4 protein-coding genes are annotated in these 21883 nt (G+C 47.7%); all 4 read left to right on the plus strand.

Going from position 1 to position 21883, the window contains the following annotated elements:
• On the plus strand, positions 1-4870 hold a 4870-nt coding region (locus ACO6V5_RS00070; protein WP_422492046.1), incomplete at its 5' end, for a hypothetical protein.
• A 503-nt stretch (positions 4871-5373) separates the two neighbouring features.
• Positions 5374-10596: a hypothetical protein gene (locus ACO6V5_RS00075; RefSeq protein ID WP_422492047.1), complete on the plus strand. Its 5223-nt coding sequence runs from the start codon at positions 5374-5376 to the stop codon at positions 10594-10596.
• A gap of 378 nt (positions 10597-10974) precedes the next feature.
• On the plus strand, positions 10975-16140 hold the full coding sequence (locus ACO6V5_RS00080; protein WP_422492048.1) for a hypothetical protein: 5166 nt from the start codon (positions 10975-10977) through the stop codon (positions 16138-16140).
• 383 nt (positions 16141-16523) lie between these two features.
• Positions 16524-21839, plus strand: a complete 5316-nt coding sequence (locus tag ACO6V5_RS00085; RefSeq protein WP_422134995.1) for a hypothetical protein — start codon at positions 16524-16526, stop codon at positions 21837-21839.
• Positions 21840-21883 lie beyond the last annotated feature (44 nt).

The raw sequence follows: 21883 nt of genomic DNA on the forward strand, positions 1-21883 counted from the left end.
CGAGTTGACTCCCTTCATTCCCGGCTTCATTCCCGCGAAGGCGGGAATCCACACTGACTCACCACCAGAACCATACTGCCCGGTGCCCCCCTGGCCTTGTCATCCCCGAGAAGGCAGGGATCTACCGTTGGAGCTGGATTCCCGCCTACGCGGGAATGACGACCTCGGAGCTATACCTGATCCTGTCCAAGCTTGTCTGCAGCAAAAAAAGCAACTGCTTATAATATTACAAATCAAACGACTATGGGCCATTATGACAGGCCAAACCACGCTGGCCCGGATTTTGTCAGACCGGATCATGGTGATTGAAGCCGATCTTCTTGATCTGGAAAGGTCAGACCCAGGCACGATTCAACCGGTGCTGGTTCAAACATTGCTGGCAGAGAATGGTCAGGAACTCAGAGTTTACCGTGAGATGGTTTCTGGCAAATATTCTGGCCGACAGGCGGGTAACGGGAAAAAGAATACAACCTCCCGAAAGACCAAAGCATCAACGACCGCAACAACAGGTCAGACCGGCCAGACAAGCGGACCTTCTGCTTGTAACAGGGGAACCGGTTCGACAGGCGCCAATGGTCGTGGAGGCGATGACCCACTAAAACCCTCAGCTGAGCAGAATACCGGAAATTCAGTTGTTGTTTGTTCGAAGTGTGACAAAGCACTGAATCCACAGGAATTAGGACGTGTAGCAAATCAGACAGCAGCTTCAGCGTTGTTGTGCGACAAGTGCCTGTCGGGCATTCAAGGTAACAAAAGGGTAAGACGAATCCGGGAAGAAACAGAACCGGATTCATCAGAACCCGCTCCGAAAAAAAAGAAGGGGCCGGGTAGAAAGAGAAATAATTCAACCGCTGTTGCTGAACCAGCGGCCAAAAAAAAGAAACCGCCAGACACTCAAATTCCCGATGATCCGTTAGAAAATATAAAAGCAAATATCAAGTACGAATTAAGTCAGGAAGAGCTGGAAAAAGTGCAAACCCTGGTAGCGGTATTCAAGAAAAAAAACATCACGGTAAAAAATACTTTTTATAAGCTGTCTGGTCTTGTAGATAGAAAGTCTTTTAATGGTTTCTTCGATAATGCCATCGTTTTTTTTGGGTATCTTTCTGAAAACGTCAAAAATACAGGCATGCTGACCGGCATGCTGGGTAATAGCAAAAAACATATTCGTAGTTTTGCAGAGCGTAGCCAGGATGAACTCGAATATTTAGCGAGTTTAGATGTAGTGACTTCTTTCTCGTCCATGAATAATGGCAAAGGCGTGCCCACACATGAGCAAGTGAAAGCAATACTGGGCTGGTCTGAATGGAAAGACAAAGATGGCGAGTTCAATATCGAACTGTTCCGCTCTTTCTCGTCCATGAATAATGGCCACGGCGTACCCGAGCATGAGGCAGTGAGAGAGGTGCTGGGCTGGCCGGAATGGAAAGACAAGGATGGTGAGTTCAGTATGGAGCTGTTCCGCGCCTTCTCATCCATGAATAATAGCAAAGGCATGCTCAAACATGAGCCAGTGAAAGAGGTGCTGAGCTGGCCGGAATGGAAAGACAAGGATGGTGAGTTCAGTATGGAGCTGCTCCGCCCCTTCTCGTCTATGAATAATGGCAAAGGCATGCTCAAACATGAGCAAGTGAAAGAGGTGCTGGGCTGGCCGGAATGGAAAGACAAGGATGGCGAGTTCAGTATGGAGCTTTTCCGCTCCTTCTCATCCATGAACAATGGTAAAGGCGTGCTCAAAAAAAAGGAAGTGAAAGAGGTGCTGGGCTGGCCCGAATGGAAGGACAAGGATGGCGAGTTCAGTATGGAGTTGTTCCGCGCCTTCTCATCCATGAACAATGGTAAAGGCATGCTCAAACATGAGCAAGTGAAAGAGGTGCTGGGCTGGCCGGAATGGAAAGGCAAGGATGGCGAGTTCAGTATGGAGCTGTTCCGCACCTTCTCATCTATGAATCATGGCAAAGGCATGCTCAAACATGAGCAAGTGAAAGAGGTGCTGGGCTGGCCGGAATGGAAAGACAAGGATGGCGAGTTCAGTATGGAGCTGTTCCGCGCCTTCTCATCTATGAACAATTGCAAAGGCATGCTCAAACATGAGCAAGTGAAAGAGGTGCTGAGCTGGCCGGAATGGAAAGACAAGGATGGTGAGTTCAGTATGGAGCTGCTCCGCGCCTTCTCGTCTATGAATAACGGCAAAGGCATGCTCAAACAAAAGGAAGTGAAAGAGGTGCTGGGCTGGCCGGAATGGAAGGACAAGGATGGCGAATTCAATATGGAGCTGTTCCGCTCCTTCTCATCTATGAATCATGGCAAAGGCATGCTCAAACATGAGCAAGTGAAAGAGGTGCTGGGCTGGCCGGAATGGAAAGACAAGGATGGCGAGTTCAGTATGGAGCTGTTCCAGACCTTCCCGTCTATGAATCATGGCAAAGGCATGCTCAAACATGAGCAAGTGAAAGATGTGCTCGCTTGGCTGGAATGGAAAGACAAGGATGGCGAGTTCAGTATGGAGCTGTTCCGCGGCTTCTCGTTTATGAATAGAGGCAAAGGCATGCTCAAACAAAAGGAAGTGAAAGAGGTGTTGGGTTGGCTGGAATGGAAAGACAAGGATGGCGAGTTCAGTATGGAGCTGTTCCGCGCCTTCTCATCTATGAATTATGGCAAAGGTATGCTCAAACATGAACAAGTGAAAGAGGTGCTGGGCTGGCCAGAATGGAGAGACAAGGATGGCGAGCTCAATATGGCGCTGTTCCGCGCCTTCTCGTCTATGAATCATAGCAAAGGCATGCTCAAACATAAGCAAGTGAAAGAGGTGCTGGGCTGGCCGGAATGGAGAGACAAGGATGGCGAGCTCAATATGGCGCTGTTTCGCGCCTTCTCGTCTATGAATCATAGCAAAGGCATGCTCAAACATAAGCAAGTGAAAGAGGTGCTGGGCTGGCCGGAATGGAAAGACAGAGATGGTGTGTTCAATACGAAGTTATTACGCGCTTTCTCGTCGATGAGTCATGGTCAGGGTGTGCCCGGGCATCAGCAAGTGAAAGAGGTGCTGGGCTGGCCGGAATGGAAAGACAAGGGCGAGTTCAATATGGAGCTGTTCCGCGCCTTCTCGTCCATGAAAAATACCAAAGGCATGCTCAAACATGAAAAAGTGAAAGAGGTGCTGAGCTGGCCGGAATGGAAAGACAAGGGCGGGTTCAATATGAAGTTGTTCCGCGCTTTCTCGTCCATGAATAATGGCCGGAGCTTGCTCAAATATGAGCCTGTGAAAAAAGTGCTGGGCTGGATACGTTACCAGGGGGCACCCAGTCATCTGCTATTGCAAATTATGTCCAGACTCTGGAAATCAGAGGGGCTACCTGCTATTCAAGTGCTTCAACATCGGGAAACACAAATGAAACAGTGGCTGTCTACAGAATTTACTGAAGAACATAACAGCCCGGATAATGAGGAAAATGACGAATACAATAGCGATTCAGAGGATGAAGAAGATGACGAAAAATTCAATCGCCAGATAAAAACAGTCGCTCTTTATCTTTCCACCCCTAAGCCAGACTGGTCACTAACATGGACGGTTTTAAAAGAGTTCTGCCAATTTCATGAACAGACTAAAACGGTTCTGATGTTGGAACCATTGATAGGGCTTTTATCTTCTTCTGGAGGGAAAAGCATCAAACGCTACCTCCAGGCTAATCAACAGGATCGGCATTTTTTGTGGCGTCATTCAATGAAAACCGTGCCCTTGCGCGTATTAAATAGAGCAATGTTCCTTTGTTCTTCCGATGAAGACAGGGAGCGTTTTGTCTTTTTTGCCAAGCGGCTGAAGTCATTGCCGGATAAAAGACTATGGGAGCAGTACTCAGCCCGGTTGCAACCCTTGTCGGCGGTGCTGAAACTCGACTCTATGCAAAGGCTCTATCTGGAAATCCTGCAATCCTTAACAAAGGATCAACAGTTGCGTTTTCTGGATGCCAGCCATGCCCGGGTTGTGTTCGACCTGTTTCCATCGTTGAGCGCCCTGCAAAAACTCAGCAAAGAGCATTCTTCTCATTGGTTAAAGAAGCTGCTTGAAGCCTGCCTGCAACTAAAAAACCATGACATCACCAAAGAAGGCATCCAGATACTGTTCGAAGCACTGCTCAAAACCCATAGTCTTCTACCCTGGGATAACGATATTCCCGATCACTTTCTGTCCGGGATGCGAACAACCGACAATAACCATGTTGAGATACCTGTCTCCGGGCTTATCCAATCAGGAGAACAGTTGGCCCTGAGCTATATCGCTGTGTTGATGCAGAACCTTAATGAGATGTCTTTTACCGTCAAAGGTCAGTGGCTTGAGGTTGAAGTATCGGGTGATGATGTTCAGACCTATCGCTACCCAATGCCACAGCTGAAAATACAGAGTGAAAAAATGGCCATCAGCAACTGGTCAGAGGAACAATTCAGGACTTTTTTGAAAATCACCGGGATATCTGAACACTATTATTTGACTGCAGATCAATGGCAGAAACTGGATAACGTTCAATCCAGGCAAGCTGAAGCATGTCAGGCAGAGAATGAATTGGAACCACAAAAACAGGCGTTCGGCAGTTTATGGTTAAAGCTCAACCAGACAGAAATATTTGGCAGCGAAATACTGAATTTACTGGAGGAGTATGAGAGCGAAATGGAGCTTATGCATACAGTGACCCTCCTAAAAAAAGCCAAAATCGATACCGCTATCCACATACTGGAAGTATGGAGGCAACGGACGTGCAACAAAATAGAACAGTTAAAAAAGCAAGACCCTTTATTATCCGATGTTGATCCTGATGTTTATCAGAGTTGTCAGGAACTGGAGTTGCTTGATGAATGCGGGAGTTTTTTTTAAAAAGACTTTCGTCGTTTGATAAGGCTTCTAAAAACAAACTGTCTGCCAACTCCGTTCATGGCAAGCTTGCCAGTGCGGTGCTATAAAATCTAGCGCAAACGTGAATCATCAGGCCTAAGCCGGATGACGTACGAATTTTTTCCACTAGCGAATGGATTCACAGAAGCTGATTTTATTAGCCGGGATCTATGAGACGCTCACAACAAAAAAAAGCTGCCTGCTCGATGCTCCGATCACTGCTTGTGCTAGTGACGATGTTGTTTGGAAATTCGCTGCAGGCATTGGAATTAGTCGGCTCAAGCCCGCTACCAGCTCATTTCCTGTATTCCAATAAGTTGGCTGAACCTGAACAGCCCGATTTTCTTCGATGGCATCACAAAACTCTGGCTCCCATGTTTTTAGGCCCTGTAAGTCGCGGGCGTGGGTGCCCATATGTTATCTCAAGTGGTAGTATCTGGCTTTCAGGGGAGATATGCATTCCCACGCCGGAGCGTGGGAACGAGTTGACTTCCATCATTCCCGGCTTCATTCTCGTCATTCCCGGCTTCATTCTCGTCATTCCCGGCTTCATTCTCGTCATTCCCGGCTTCATTCTCGTCATTCCCGCGAAGGCGGGAATCCACACTGACTCACCACCAGAACCTTACTGCCCGGTGCCCCAATGGCCTTGTCATCCCCGAGAAGGCAGATATTCACCGTTGGCGCTGGATTCCCGCCTTCGCGGGAATGACGACCTCAGAGCATCCGAACGAGCTGTTGGAGTTTTGCGACACCCTCCGGAGCGTGGGAACGAGTTGTTGGAGTTTTACGTGCCCCCTGAAGTTCTGGAGAACACTTCCAGTGCGTTGATCGCCGGGGGCACCGCCGGAGGTGATGATGGCGATAAGCCACCTGACGGAAACAGCGGGAGTCCTGACCCAAAACCCCAACCTGTCCTTACCCTTATTCCAGATCCTGTCCAAACTTGTCTGCAGCAAAAAAAGCAACTGCTTATAATATTACAAATCAAACGACTATGGGCGATTATATCAGGCCAGACCACGCTGGCACGGATTTTGTCAGACCGGATCATGGTGATTGAAGCTGATCTTCTTGATCTGGAAAGGTCAGACCCTGGCACGATTCAACCGGGGCTGGTTCAGACATGGTTGGCAGAGAATGGTCAGGAACTCAGAGTTTACCGTGAGATGGTTTCTGGCAAATATTCTGGCCGACAGGCGGGTAACGGGAAAAGGAATACAACCTCCCGAAAGACCAAAGCATCAACGACCGCAACAACAGGTCAGACCGGCCAGACAAGCGGACCTTCTGCCTGTGACAGGGGAACCGGTTCGACAGGCGCCAATGGTCGTGGAGGCGATGACCCACTAAAACCCTCAGCTGAGCAGAATACCGGAAATTCAGTTGTCGTTTGTTCGAAGTGTGACAAAGCACTGAATCCACAGGAATTAGGACGTGTAGCAAATCAGACAGCAGCTTCAGCGTTGTTGTGCGACAAGTGCCTGTCGGGAATTCAAGGTAACAAAAGGGTAAGACGAATCCGGGAAGAAACAGAACCGTATTCATCAGAGCCCGCTCCGAAAAAAAAGAAGGGGCCGGGTAGAAAGAGAAATAATTCAACCGCTGTTGCTGAACCAGCGGCCAAAAAAAAGAAACCGGCTGACACTCAAATTCCAGATGATCCGTTAGAAAAAATAAAAGCAAATATCAAGTACGAATTAAGTCAGGAAGAGCTGGAAAAAGTGCAAACCCTGGTGGCGGTATTCAAGAAAAAAAACATCACTGTAAAAAACACTTTTTATAAGCTGTCTGGTTTCGTAGATAGAGATTCTTTTAATGGCTTCTTCGATAATGCCGCTGCTTTTTTTGGGCACCTTTCTGAAAACGTCAAAAATACAGGCATGCTGACCAGCATGCTGAATAATAGCAAAAAACATATCCGTAGTTTTGCAGAGCGTAATCAGGATGAACTCGAATATTTAGCGAGTTTAGAGGTAGTGACTTCTTTCTCGTCCATGAATAATAGCAAAGGCGTGCCCACACATGAACAAGTGAAAGCAATACTGGGCTGGTCTGAATGGAAAGACAAAGATGGCGAGTTCAATATCGAACTGTTCCGCTCTTTCTCGTCCATGAATAATGGCCAAGGCTTACCCAAACATGAGGAAGTGAAAGAGATGCTGGGCTGGCCGGAGTGGAAAGACAAGGATGGCGAGTTCAGTATGGAGCTGTTCCGCGTCTTCTCGTCTATGAATAGCAGCAAGGGCATGATTAAACATGAGGAAGTGAAAGAGGTACTGGGCTGGCTGGAATGGAAAGACAAGGATGGCAAGTTCAATATGGAGCTGTTCCGCTCCTTCTCATCCATGAATCATAACAAAGGCATCATCAAACATAAGCAAGTGAAAGAGGTGCTGGCCTGGTCGGAATGGAAAGGCAGGGATGGCGAGTTCAGTATTGAGCTATTCCGCTCCTTCTCATCTATGAATCATGGCAAAGGCATGATTAAACATGAGCAAGTTAAAGAGGTGCTGGGCTGGCTGGAATGGAAAGACAAGGATGGCAAGTTCAATATGGAGCTGTTCCGCTCCATCTCATCCATGAACAATAGTAAAGGCGTGCCCACACATGAGCATGTGAAAGAGGTGCTGGGCTGGCCGGAATGGAAAGACAAGGATGGCGAGTTCAATATGGAACTGTTCCGTTCCTTCTCGTCTATGAGCAATCGTAGAGGCATCCTCAAACATGAGCAATTGAAAGAGCTGCTGGGCTGGCCGGAATGGAAGGACAAGAATGGCGAGTTCAACATTGAGTATTTCCGCTCCTTCTCAACCATGAACAATGGTAAAGGCATGCTCAAACATGAGCAAGTGACAAAGATGCTGGGCTGGCCGGAATGGAAAGACAAGGATGGCGAGTTCAATATAGAGCTGTTCCGCTCCTTCTCATCCATGAGCAGTGGTAAAGGCGTGCCCACACATGAGCAAGTGAAAGAGGTGCTGGGCTGGCCGGAATGGAAAGACAAGGATGGCGAGTTCAATATCGAGCTGTTCCGCTCCTTCTCATCCATGTACAGAGGTAAAGGCATCCTCAAACATGAGCAAGTGAAAGAGGTGCTGGGCTGGCCGGAATGGAAAGACAAGGATGGCGAGTTCAATATGGAGCTGTTCCGCTCCTTCTCATCCATGAACAATGGTAAAGGCATGCTCAAACGAAAGGAAGTGAAAGAGGTGCTGAACTGGCCGGAATGGAAAAACAGGGATGGCGAGTTTAATACGAAGTTGCTCCGATCCTTTTCGTCAATGAATAGTGGCAAAGGTATGCTCAAACATGAGGAAGTGAAAGAGTTACTGGGCTGGCCGGAATGGAAGGACAAAGAAGGCGAGTTCAACATTGAGCTGTTTCGCTCCTTCTCATGCATTAACAATAGTAAAGGCGTGCCCAAAAAAAAGGAAGTGAAAGAGATTTTTGGTTGGCCTGAATGGAAGGACAAGTATGGCGAGTTCAGTATGGAGCTGTTCCGCTCCTTCTCATCCATGAATCATGGCAGAGGCATCCTCAAACATGAGCAAGTGAAAGAGGTGCTGGGCTGGCCGGAATGGAAAGACAAGAATGGCGAGTTCAGTATGGAGCTGTTGCGCTCCTTCTCATCCATGAACAACGGTAAAGGCATCCTCAAACATGAGGAAGTGAAAGAGGTGCTGGCCTGGTCGGAATGGAAAGACAGGGATGGCGAGTTCAGTATGGAGCTGTTCCGCTCCTTCTCATCCATGAACAATGGTAAAGGCATCCTCAAGCATGAGCAAGTGAAAGAGGTGCTGAGCTGGCCGGAATGGAGGGACAAGGATGGCGAGTTCAATATGGAGCTGTTCTGCGCCTTCTCGTCCATGAATAGTGGCAAAGACATGCTCAAACAAAAGGAAGTGAAAGAGATGTTGGGCTGGCCGGAATGGAAAGGCAAGAATGGCGAGTTCAATATGGAGTTGTTCCGCGCCTTTTCATCTATGAATAATAACAGAGGTATGCTCAAACATGAAAAAGTGAAAGAGGTGCTCGGCTGGCCTGAATGGAAACACAAGGGTGGCGAACTCAATATGAAGCTGTTCCGCGTTTTCTCGTCTATGAATCACGGCCAAGGCTTGCCCAAGCATGATCCTGTGAAAAAAGTGCTGGACTGGATAGGTTGCTGCGGAGCGCCCAATCACAGGCTACTGCAAATCATGTCCAGGCTCTGGGTATCAACAGGGCTACCTGCTATCAAGATGCTGCAACACTGGGAAACACAACTGAAACAGTTACTGCTTACAGAACTTACCCGAGAACACAGCAGCCCGGATAATGAAGGAGAGGATAAATACAATCGCCAGATAAAAACAGTTGCTCTTTATCTTTCCACCCCTAAGCCAGACTGGTCGCTAAAATGGAGGGTTTTAAAAGAGTTCTGCCAATTGCATAAAGAGACTAAAACGCTTCTGATGCTGGAATCATTGATAGGATTTTTATCTTCTTCTGGAGGGAAAAGCGTCAAACGCTACCTTCAGGCTAATCAACAGGATCAGCATTTTTTGTGGCGTCATTCAATAAAAGCCGTGCCTTTGCACATGTTAAATAGAGCAATGTTCCTGTGTTCTTCCGATGAAGGCAGGGAGCGTTTTGTCTATTTTGTCAAGCGGCTGAAGTCATTGCCGGATAAAAGACTATGGGAGCAGTACTCTGCCCTATTGCAACCCTTGTCGGCGGTGCTGAAACTCGACTCTATGCAAAGGTTCTATCTGGAAATCCTGCAGCCCTTAACAAAAGATGATCAGCTGCGTTTTCTGGATGCCAGCCATGCCCAGGCTGTATTTGATCTGTTTCCCTCGTTGAGTGCCCTGCAAAAACTCAGCAAAGAGCATTCTTCCCATTGGTTGAAGAAGCTGCTTGAAGCCTGCCTGCAACTAAAAACCCATGACATCACCAAAGGAGGCATCCAGATACTGTTCGAAGCACTGCTCAAAACCCATAGTCTTCTACCCTGGGATAACGATATTCCCGATCACTTTCTGTCCGGGATGCGAACAACCGACAATAACCATGTTGAGATACCTGTCTCCGGACTTATCCAATCAGGAGAACAGTTGGCCCTGAGCTATATCTCTGTGTTGATGCAGAACCTCAATAAGATGTCTTTTACCGTCAAAGGTCAGTGGCTTGAGGTTGAAGTATCGGGTGATGATGTTCAGACCTATCGCTACCCAATGCCACAGCTGAAAATACAGAGTGAAAAAATGGCCATCAGCAACTGGTCAGAGGAGCAGTTCAGGACTTTTTTGAAAATCACCGGGATATCTGAACACTATTATTTGACTGCAGATCAATGGCAGAAACTGGATAACGTTCAATCCAGGCAAGCTGAAGCATGTCAGCCAGAGAATGAATTGGAACCACAAAAACAGGCGTTTGGCAGTTTATGGTTAAAGCTCAACCAGACAGAAATTTTTGGCACCGAAATACTGAATTTACTGGAGGAGTATGAGAGCGAAATGGAGCTTATGCATACAGCGACCCTCCTTAAAAAAGCCAGAATCGATAGCGCTACCCACATACTGGAAGCATGGAGGCAACGGGCGTACAACAAAATAGAACAGTTAAAAAAGCAAGACCCTTTATTATCCGATGTTGATCCTGATGTTTATCAGAGTTGTCAGGAACTGGAGCTGCTTGATGAATGCGGGAGTATTTTTTAAAAAGACTTTCGTCGTTTGATAAGGCTTCTAAATACAAACTGTCTGCCAACTCTGTTCATAGCAAGCTTGCCAGTGCGGTGCTATAAAATCTAGCGCAAACGTGAATCATCAGGCCTAAGCCGGATGACGTACGAATTTTTTCTACTAGCAGGGATTCACAGAAGCTGATTTTATTAGCCGGGATCTATGAGACGCTCACAACAAAAAAAAGCTGCCTGCTCGATGGTTCGATCACTGCTTGTGCTAGTGACGATGTCGTTTGGGGATTCGCTGCATGCATTGGAATTAGTCGGCTCAAGCCCGCTACCAGCTCACTACCTGTATTCCAATAAGTTGACTGAACCTGGACAGCCCGATCCTCTTCGAGGGTGTCACGAGTTGACTCCCGTCATTCCCGTCATTCCCGTCATTCCCGTCATTCCCGTCATTCCCGTCATTCCCGTCATTCCCGTCATTCCCGTCATTCCCGTCATTCCCGTCATTCCCGGCTTCATTCTCGTCATTCCCGCGAAGGCGGGAATCCACACTGACTCACCACCAGAACCATACTGCCCGGTGCCCCCCTGGCCTTGTCATCCCCGAGAAGGCAGGGATCCACCGTTGGCGCTGGATTCCCGCCTTCGCTGGAATGACGACCTCAGAGCATGGGAACGAGCTGTTGGAGTTTTGCGACAGCCTCCGGAGCGTGGAAACGAGTTGTTGGAGTTTTACGCGCCCCCTAAAGTTCTGGAGAACACTTCTAATGGACTGATCGCCAGGGGCGCCGCCGGAGGAGATGATGGCGATAAGCCACCTGACGGAAACAGCGGGAGTCCTGACCCAGAACCCCAACCTGTCCTTACCCTTATTCCTGATCCTGTCCAAGCTTGTCTGCAGCAAAAAAAGCAACTGCTTATAATATTACAAATCAAACGACTATGGGCCATTATAACAGGCCAGACCACCCTGTCCCGAATTTTGTCAGACCGGATCATGGTGATTGAAGCCGATCTTCTTGATCTGGGAAGGTCAGACCCTGGCACGATTCAACCGGGGCTGGTTCAGACATGGCTGGCAGAGAATGATCAGGAACTCAGAGTTTACCGTGAGATGGTTTCTGGCAAATATTCTGGCCGACAGACGGGTAACGGGAAAAAGAATTCATCCTCCCGAACGACCAAAGCATCACCGACCGCGACAATAGTTCAGACCGGCCAGGCAAGCGGATCTGCCGCCCGTATCAGGGGAACCGGTTCGACAGGCGCCAATGGTCGTGGAGGCGATGACCCACTGAAACCCTCAGCTGGGCAGGATGCCGCACATTCGCATGTAGCTTGTTCGAAGTGTGACAAGGCATTGAATCCGCAGGAGTTAGGACGTGTAGCAAATCAGACAGCAGCTTCAGCGTTGTTGTGCGACAAGTGCCTGTCGGGCATTCAAGGTAACAAAAGGGTAAGACGAATCCGGGAAGAAGCAGAATCGAATTCACCAGAGCCCGCTCCGAAAAAAAAGAAAGGCCCGGGTAGAAAAAGAAATAATTCAACAGCTGTTGCTGAACCAGCGGCCAAAAAAAAGAAACTGCCAGACACTCAAATTCCCGATGATCCGTTAGAAAAAATAAAAGCAAATATCAAGTACGAATTAAGTCAGGAAGAGCTGAAAAAAGTGCAAACCCTGATGGTGATATTCAAGAAAAAAAACATCACTGTAAAAAAGACCTTTTATAAGCTGCTTGGTTTCGTAGATAGAGATTCTTTTAATGGTTTCTTCGATAATGCCGCCGCCTTTTTTGGGTACCTTTCTGAAAACTTCAAAAATACAGGCATGTTGACCGGCATGCTGGATAATAGCAAAAAACATATCCGTAGTTTTGCAGAGCGTAGCCAGGATGAACTCGAATATTTAGCGAGTTCAGATGTAGTGACTTCTTTCTCGTCCATGAATAATGGCAAAGGCGTGCCCACACATGAACAAGTGAAAGCAATACTGGGCTGGCCAGAATGGAAAGACAGGGATGGTGAGTTTAATACGAAGTTGTTCCGATCCTTCTCGTCTATGAATCATGCCAAAGGCATCCTCAAACATGAGCAAGTGAAAGAGGTGTTGGGCTGGCCGGAGTGGAAAGACAAGGATGGCGAGTTCAGTATGGAACTGTTCCGCGCCTTCTCATCCATGAACAGTGGTAAAGGCATGATTAAACATGAAGAAGTGAAAGAAGTGCTGGCCTGGTCGGAATGGAAAGACAAGGTTGGCGAGTTCAGTATTGAGCTATTCCGCTCCTTCTCATCCATGAACAGTGGTAAAGGCATGCTCAAACAAGAGGAAGTGAAAGCGATGTTGGGCTGGCCGGAATGGAAAGACAACGATGGCGAGTTCAGTATGGAGCTGTTCCGCGCCTTCTCATCCATGAACAATGGTAAAGGCGTGCTCAAAAAAAAGGAAGTGAAAAAGGTGCTGGGCTGGCCGGAATGGAAGGACAAGTTTGGCGAGTTCAGTATGGAGCTGTTCCGCGCCTTTTCATCCATGAATAGTGGCAAAGGCATGCTCAAACAAAAGGAAGTGAAAGCGGTGTTGGGCTGGTCGGCATGGAAGGACAAGGATGGCGAGTTCAGTATAGAGCTGTTCCGCTCCTTCTCATCTATGAATAGCAGCAAGGGCATGATTAAACATGAGGAAGTCAAGGAGGTGCTGGGCTGGCCAGAATGGAAGGACAAGGATGGCGAGTTCAGTATGGAGCTGTTCCGCTCCTTCTCGTCTATGAATAGCAGCAAGGGCATGATTAAACATGAGGAAGTCAAAGAGGTGCTGGGCTGGCCGGAATGGAAAGACAAGGATGGCGAGTTAAGCATTGAGCTGTTCCGCTCCTTCTCGTCTATGAATCATGGCAAAGGCATGCTCAAACATGAGCAAGTGAAAGAGGTGCTGGGTTGGCCGGAATGGAAAGATGAGGATGGCGAGTTCAGTATGGAGCTGTTCCGCTCCTTCTCATCCATGAACAGTGGCAAAGGCATGCTCAAACAAGAGGAAGTGAAAGAGGTGCTGAACTGGCCGGAATGGAAAGACAGGGATGGCGAGTTTAATACGAAGTTGTTCCGATCCTTCTCGTCAATGAACAATCGCAAAGGCATGCTCAAACATGAGCAAGTGAAAGAGGTGCTGGGCTGGCCGGAATGGAAGGACAAGGATGGCGAGTTCAGTATGGAGCTGTTCCGCGCCTTCTCATCCATGAACAATGGTAAAGGCGTGCTCAAAAAAAAAGAAGTGAAAGAGGTGATGGGCTGGCCGGAATGGAAGGACAAGGATGGCGAGTTCAGTATGGAGCTGTTCCGCGCCTTCTCATCTATGAATCATGGCAAAGGCATCCTAAAACAACAGGAAGTGAAAGAGGTGCTGGGCTGGCCGGAATGGAAAGACAAGTATGGCGAGTTCAACATTGAGCTGTTCCGCGCCCTCTCGTCCATGAATAGCAGCAAGGGATTGATTAAACACGAGGAAGTGAAAGAGGTGCTGGGCTGGCTGGAATGGAAAGACAAGTTTGGCGAGTTCAGTATGGAGCTGTTCCGCGCCTTCTCATCCATGAACAGTGGCAAAGGCATGCTCAAACAAAAGGAAGTGAAAGCGGTGTTGGCCTGGTCTGAATGGAAAGACAAGGGTGGCGAGTTCATTATGGATCTGTTCCGTTCCTTCTCATCCATGAACAGTGGTAAAGGCATGCTCAAACATGAGCAAGTGAAAGAGATGTTGGGTTGGCCTGAATGGAAACACAAGGATGGCGAGTTCAATATGGAACTGTTCCGCGCCTTTTCATCCATGAACAATAGAAGAGGTATGCTCAAACATGAGAGCGTGAAGGAGGTGCTCGGCTGGCCTGAATGGAAACACAAGGGTGGCGAACTCAATATGAAGCTGCTCCGCGTTTTCTCCTCTATGAATCACGGCCAAGGCTTGCCCAAACATGAGTCTGTGAAAAAAGTGCTGGACTGGATAGGTTGCCGAGGGGCGCTCAATCACAGGCTACTGCAAATAATGCTCAGGCTCCTAGTATCAGAAGGGCTGCCTGCTATCAAGATGCTGCAACACTGGGAAACACAACTGAAACAGTTACTGCTTACAGAACTTACCGGAGAACACAGCAACCCGGATAATGAAGGAGATGACGAATACAATAGCGACTCAGATGATGAAGAGGACAAATGCAGTCGCCAGATAAAAACAGTCGCTCTTTATCTTTCCACCCCTAAGCCAGACTGGTCGCTAACATGGACAGTTTTAAAACAGTTCTGCCAATACCATAAAGAGACAAAAACGGTTCTGATGCTGGAATCATTGATAGGGCTTTTATCTTCTTCTGGAGGGAAAAGCGTCAAACGTTACCTTCAGGCTAATCAACTGGATAAGCATTTTTTGTGGCGTCATTCAATGAAAGCCGTGCCTTTGCGCGTGTTAAATAGAGCAATGTTTCTGTTTTCTTCCGATGAAGACAGGGAGCGTTTTGTCTTTTTTGCCAAGCGGCTGAAGTCATTGCCGGATAAAGGACTATGGGAGCAGTACTCAGCCCGGTTGCAACCATTGTCGGCGGTGCTGAAGCTCGAATATATGCAAGGGCTCTATCTGGAAATTCTGCAACCCTTAACAAAAGATGATCAGCTGCGTTTTCTGGATACCAGCCATGCCCGGGCTGTATTCAATCTGTTTCCCTCGTTGAGCGCTTTGCAAAAACTCAGAAAAGAGCATTCTACCCATTGGTTAAGCAAGCTGCTTGAAGCCTGCCTGCAACTAACAACCCATGACATTACCAAAGAAGGCATCCAGATACTGTTCGAAGCGCTGCTCAAAACCCATAGTCTGCTACCCTGGGATAACGATATTCCCGATCACTTTCTGTCCGGGATGCGAACAACCGACAATAACCATGTTGAGATACCTGTCACTGGACTTATCCCATCAGGAGAACAGTTAGCCCTGAGCTATATTGCTGTGTTGATGCAGAACCTCAATGAGATGTCTTTCACCGTCAAAGGGCAATGGCTTGAGGTTGAACTGCCAGGAGACGGAGTTCAAAACTACCGCTTTCCAATGCCACAGCTGGAAATACAGGATGAAAAAATGGTAATCAGCAACTGGTCAGAGGAACAGTTCAGGACTGTTTTGAAAATCACCGGGATATCTGAACACTATTATTTGACTGCAGATCAATGGCAGAAACTGGATAACGTTCAATCCAGGCAAGCTGAAGCATGTCAGTCGGCGAATGAATTGGAACCACAAAAACAGGCGTTTGGCAGTTTATGGTTAAAACTGAACCAGACAGAAATTTTTGGCAGCGAAATACTGAATTTACTGGATGAGTATGAGAGCGAAATGGAGCTTATGCATACAGTGACCCTCCTTAAAAAAGCCAAAATCGATAGCGCTACCCACATACTGGAAGCATGGAGGCAACGGGCGTGCAACAAAATAGAACAGTTAAAAAAGCAAGACCCTTTATTATCCGATGTTGATCCTGATGTTTATCAGGGTTGTCAGGAACTGGAGCTGCTTGATGGGTGTGGGAGTATTTTCTAAAAAGACTTGTGTCGTCTGATAAGGCTTCTGAAAACAAACTGTCTGTCAACTCCGTTCATGGCAACCTTGCCAGTGCGGTGCTATAAAATCTAGCGCAAACGTGAATCATCAGGCCTAAGTCGGATGACGTACGAATTTTTTCCACTAGCGAATGGATTCACAGAAGCTGATTTTGTTAGCCGGGATCTATGAGACGCTCACAACAAAAAAAAACTGCCTGCTTGATGGTCCGATCACTGCTTCTGCCAGTGACGATGTTGTTTGGGAGTTCGATGCATGCATTGGAATTAGTCGGCTCAAGCCCGCTACCAGCTCATTTCCTGTATTCCAATAAGTTGGCTGAACCTGGACAGCCCGATCCTCTTCGAGGGTGTCACAAAACTATGGTTCCCCATTGGCCTTGTCATCCCCGAGAAGGCAGGGATCCACCGTTGGCGCTGGATTCCCGCTTTCGCGGAAATGACGACCTCGGAGCGTGGGAACGAGTTATTGGGCTTTTGCGACAGCCTCCGGAGCCTGGGAACGAGTTGTTAGAGTTTTACGTGCCCCCTGAAGTTCTGGAGAACACTTCTAATGGACTGATCGTCAGGGGCACCGCCGGAGGAGATGATGACGATAAGCCACCTGACAGAAACAGCGGGAGTCTTGACTCAGAGCCCCAACCTGACCTTACCCTTATTCCTGACCCTGTCCAAACTTGTCTGCAGCAAAAAAAGCAACTGCTTCCAATATTACGAATCAAACGACATTGGGCAATTATGACAGGCCAAACCACACTTGCCCGAATTTTGTCAGACCGGATCATGGTAATTGAAGCCGATCTTCTTGATCTGGAAAGCTCAGCCCCCGGCACGATGCAACCGGGGCTGGTTCAAACATGGCTGGCAGAGAATGGTCAGGAACTCAGAGTTTACCGTGAGATGGTTTCTGGCAAATATTCTGGCCGACAGACGGGCAACGGGAAAAAGAACAAATCCTCCCGAACGACCAAAGCATCAACGACCGCGACAACTGGTCAGACCGGCCAGACAAGCGGACCTTCTGCCCGTAACTTGGGAACCGGTTCGACAGGCGCCAATGGTCGTGGAGGCGATGACCCACTGAAACCCTCAGCTGAGCAGAATACCAGACATTCGCTTGTCGCTTGTTCGAGGTGTGACAAGGCATTGAATCCACAGGAATTAGGACGTGTAGCAAATCAGACGGCAGCTTCAGCGTTGTTGTGCAACAAGTGCCTGTCGGGCATTCAGGGTAACAAAAGGGTAGGGCGAATCCGGGAAGAAGCAGAACCGGATTCACCAGAGCCCGCTCCGAAAAAAAAGAAGGGCCCGGGTAGAAAGAGAAAAAATTCAACAGCTGTTGCTGAACCAGCGGCCAAAAAAAAGAAACCGCCAGACACTCAGATCCCCGATGACCCATTGGAAAAAATAAAAGCAAATATCAAGTACAAATTAAGTCAGGAAGAGCTGGAAAAAGCGCAAACCCTGATAGAGGTATTCAAGAAAAAAAACATCACTGTAAAGGACTCTTTTTATAAGCTGCTTGGTTTCGTAGAGAGAAATTCTTTTAATGGCCTCTTCGATAATGCCACCGCATTTTTTGGGCACCTTTCTGAAAACTTCAAAAATACAGGCATGCTGACCGGCATGCTACATAATAGTAAAAAACATATCCGTAGTTTTGCAGAAAGTAGCCAGAGTGAACTCGAATATTTAGCAAGTTTGGATGTTTTGACTTCCTTCTCGTCCATGAATAATACCAAAGGCGTGCCCACACATAAGGAAGTGAAAGCAATCCTGGGCTGGCCAGAATGGAAAAACAAGAATGGTGAGTTCAATATCGAACTGTTCCGCTCTTTCTCGTCCATGAATCATGGCAGAGGCTTGCCCAAACATGAGGAAGTCAAAGAGGTGCTGGGCTGGCCGGAATGGAAAGACAAAGCTGGCGAGTTCAATATGGAACTGTTCCGAGCCTTCTCGTCCATGGATAATAGCAAAGGTTTGCCCACACATAAGAAAGTGAAATTAATACTGGGCTGGCCTGAATGGAAAAACAAGAATGGCGAGTTCAATATCGAACTGTTCCGCTCTTTCTCGTCCATGAATAATGGCCATGGTGTGCCCAAACATGAGGAAGTGAAAGAGGTACTGGGCTGGCCGTTGTGGAAAGACAAGGATGGCGAGTTCAATACGTTGCTGTTCCGCGCCTTCTCGTCTATGAACCATGGCAGAGGCATGCTTGAACATGAGGAAGTGAAAGAGGTGCTGGGCTGGCCGGAGTGGAAAGACAAGGATGGCAAATTCAGTATGGAGCTGTTTCGCGCCTTCTCGTCCATGAACAGTAGCAAAGGCATGCTCAAATATAAGCAGGTGAAAGAGGTGCTGGGCTGGCCGGAATGGAAAAACAAGAATCGCGAGTTCAATACGGAGCTATTCCGCACTTTCTCATCCATGTACAACACTAGAGGCTTACCCAAACATGAGGAAGTGAAAAAGTTGCTGTCTTGGCCGGAATGGAAAGACAAGGATGGCGAGTTTAACATTGAGCTGTTCCGATCCTTCTCGTCCATGAATCATACCAGAGGCATGCTCAAACATAAGGAAGTGAAAGAGGTGCTGGGTTGGCCGGAGTGGAAAGGCAAGGATGGCGTGTTCAATATGGAGCTGTACCGCGCCTTCTCGTCCATGAACCATAGCAGAGGCATGCTCAACCATGAGGAAGTGAAAGAGGTGCTGGCCTGGCCTGAATGGAACGACAAGTATGGCTCATTCAGTATGGAGCGGCTCCGCGCCTTCTCATCCATGAACAGTAATAAAGGCATGCTCAAACATGAGGAAGTAAAAAAAGTGCTGGGTTGGCCGGAATGGAAAGACGGGGATGGAGAGTTCAATATGAAATTGTTCCGCAGCTTCTCATCCATGAATCACACCAGAGGCGTGCTCAAACATGAGGAAGTGAAAGAGGTGCTGGGCTGGCCGGAATGGAAAGACAAGGATGGCGAGTTGAATACGGAGCTGTTCTGTGCCTTCTCATCCATAAATCATGGCAGAGGCATGCTCAAACATGAGGAAGTGAAAGAGGTGCTGTCTTGGCCGGAATGGAAAGACAAGGATGACGAGTTCAGTATGGAACTGTTCCGCTCTTTCTCATCGATGTACGCCGCTGGAGGCATGCTCAAACATGATGAAGTGAGAGAGGTGCTGGGCTGGCCGGAATGGAAAGACAAGGATGGCGAGTTCAATATGAATCTATTCCGTGCCTTCTCGTCCATGAATCATAGCAGAGGCATCCTCAAACATGAGGAAGTGAAAGATGTACTGGGCTGGCCGGAATGGAAAGACAAAGATGGCGAGTTCAATATGGAACTGTTCCGCTCTTTTTCATCGATGTACACCTCTAGAGGCATGCTCAAACATAAGGAAGTGAAAGAGGTTCTGGGCTGGCCGCAATGGAAAGACAGGGATGGTGTGTTCAATATGAAGTTATTCCGCGCTTTCTCGTCCATGAATAATGGTCGGTGCGTGCCCGGGCATCAACAAGTGAAAGAGGTGCTGGGCTGGCCAGAATGGAAAGACATGGATGGTGAGTTCAGTATGGAGCTGTTTCGCGCCTTCTCATCAATGTTCAGCGCAAGAGGTTTGCCCAAACATGAGGAAGTGAAAGAGGTTCTGGGTTGGCCGGAATGGAAAGACAGAGATGGTGTGTTTGATATGAAGTTATTACGCGCTTTCTCGTCGATGAATAATGGTCGGGGTGTGCCCGGGCATCAGCAAGTGAAAGAGGTGCTGGGCTGGCCGGAATGGAAAGACAAGGCTGGCGAGTTCAATATGGAGCTGTTCCGCGCTTTCTCGTCCATGAAAAATACCAGAGGCATGCTCAAACATGAAAAAGTGAAAGAGGTGCTGAACTGGCCGGAATGGAAACACAAAGATGGCGTGTTCAATATGAAGTTGTTCCGCGCTTTCTCGTCCATGAATAATGGCCGAGGCTTGCCCAAATATGAGCCTGTGAAAAAAGTGCTGGGCTGGATACGTTACCAGGGGGCACCCAATTATCTGCTATTGCAAATTATGACCAGACTCTGGAAATCAGAGGGGCTACCTGCTACTGAAGTGCTTCAACATCAGGAAACACAAATGAAACAGTGGCTGTCTACAGAATTTACTGGAGAACATAACAGTCCGGATAATGAGGGAAATGACGAATACAATAGCGATTCAGAGGATGAAGAAGGTGACAAATACAATTGCCAGATAAAAACAGTCGCTCTTTATCTTTCCACCCCTAAGCCAGACTGGTCGCTAAAATGGACGGTTTTAAAACAGTTCTGCCAATTTCATGTACAGACTAAAACGGTTCTGATGCTGGAATCATTGATAGGGCTTTTATCTTCTTCTGGAGGGAAAAGCGTCAAACGTTACCTTCAGGCTAATCAACTGGATAAGCATTTTTTGTGGCGCCATTCAATGAAAGCCGTGCCTTTGCGCGTGTTAAATAGAGCAATGTTTCTGTTTTCTTCCGATGAAGACAGGGAGCGTTTTGTCTTTTTTGCCAAGCGGCTGAAGTCATTGCCGGATAAAGGACTATGGGAGCAGTACTCAGCCCGGTTGCAACCATTGTCGGCGGTGCTGAAGCTCGAATATATGCAAGGGCTCTATCTGGAAATTCTGCAACCCTTAACAAAAGATGATCAGCTGCGTTTTCTGGATACCAGCCATGCCCGGGCTGTATTCAATCTGTTTCCCTCGTTGAGCGCTTTGCAAAAACTCAGCAAAGAGCATTCTACCCATTGGTTAAGCAAGCTGCTTGAAGCCTGCCTGCAACTAACAACCCATGACATTACCAAAGAAGGCATCCAGATACTGTTCGAAGCGCTGCTCAAAACCCATAGTCTGCTACCCTGGGATAACGATATTCCCGATCACTTTCTGTCCGGGATGCGAACAACCGACAATAACCATGTTGAGATACCTGTCACTGGACTTATCCCATCAGGAGAACAGTTAGCCCTGAGCTATATTGCTGTGTTGATGCAGAACCTCAATGAGATGTCTTTCACCGTCAAAGGGCAATGGCTTGAGGTTGAACTGCCAGGAGACGGAGTTCAAAACTACCGCTTTCCAATGCCACAGCTGGAAATACAGGATGAAAAAATGGTAATCAGCAACTGGTCAGAGGAACAGTTCAGGACTGTTTTGAAAATCACCGAGACGTCTGAACACTATTATGTGACAGCAGACCAATGGCAAAGGCGTTTAAATTCCGATGACCCGGTATACATCCAAAGACGCAAAGCCAGACTGACCGCAAACGGAGAGCCGGGAGCAAACGGTGCTGTTGAAGCAGCCTCCTTTAATCCGCTACCTGTTCATATTCTGGCTATTCTGGACGACAAACGAGAAAAGCAGGCCTTTGCCAGTTTATGGTTAAAGCTGAACCAGACAGAAATTTTTGGCACCGAAATACTGAATTTACTGGAGGAGTACGAGAATGAAATAGAGCTTATGCATACAGTGACCCTCCTTAAAAAAGCCAAAATCGATAGCGCTACCCACATACTGGAAGTATGGAGGCAACGGGCATGCAGCAAAATAGAGCGTTTAAAAAAGCAAGACCCTTTATTATCCGATGTTGATCCTGATGTTTATCAGAGTTGTCAGGAACTGGAGTTGCTTGATGGGTGTGGGAGTATTTTCTAAAAAAGATTTGTGTCGTTCTGGCAAACTGGGCCAGAAAGCTTTCT

It is taken from the genome of Endozoicomonas sp. ALD068 (assembly GCF_049310145.1).
Lineage (GTDB): Bacteria > Pseudomonadota > Gammaproteobacteria > Pseudomonadales > Endozoicomonadaceae > Endozoicomonas_A.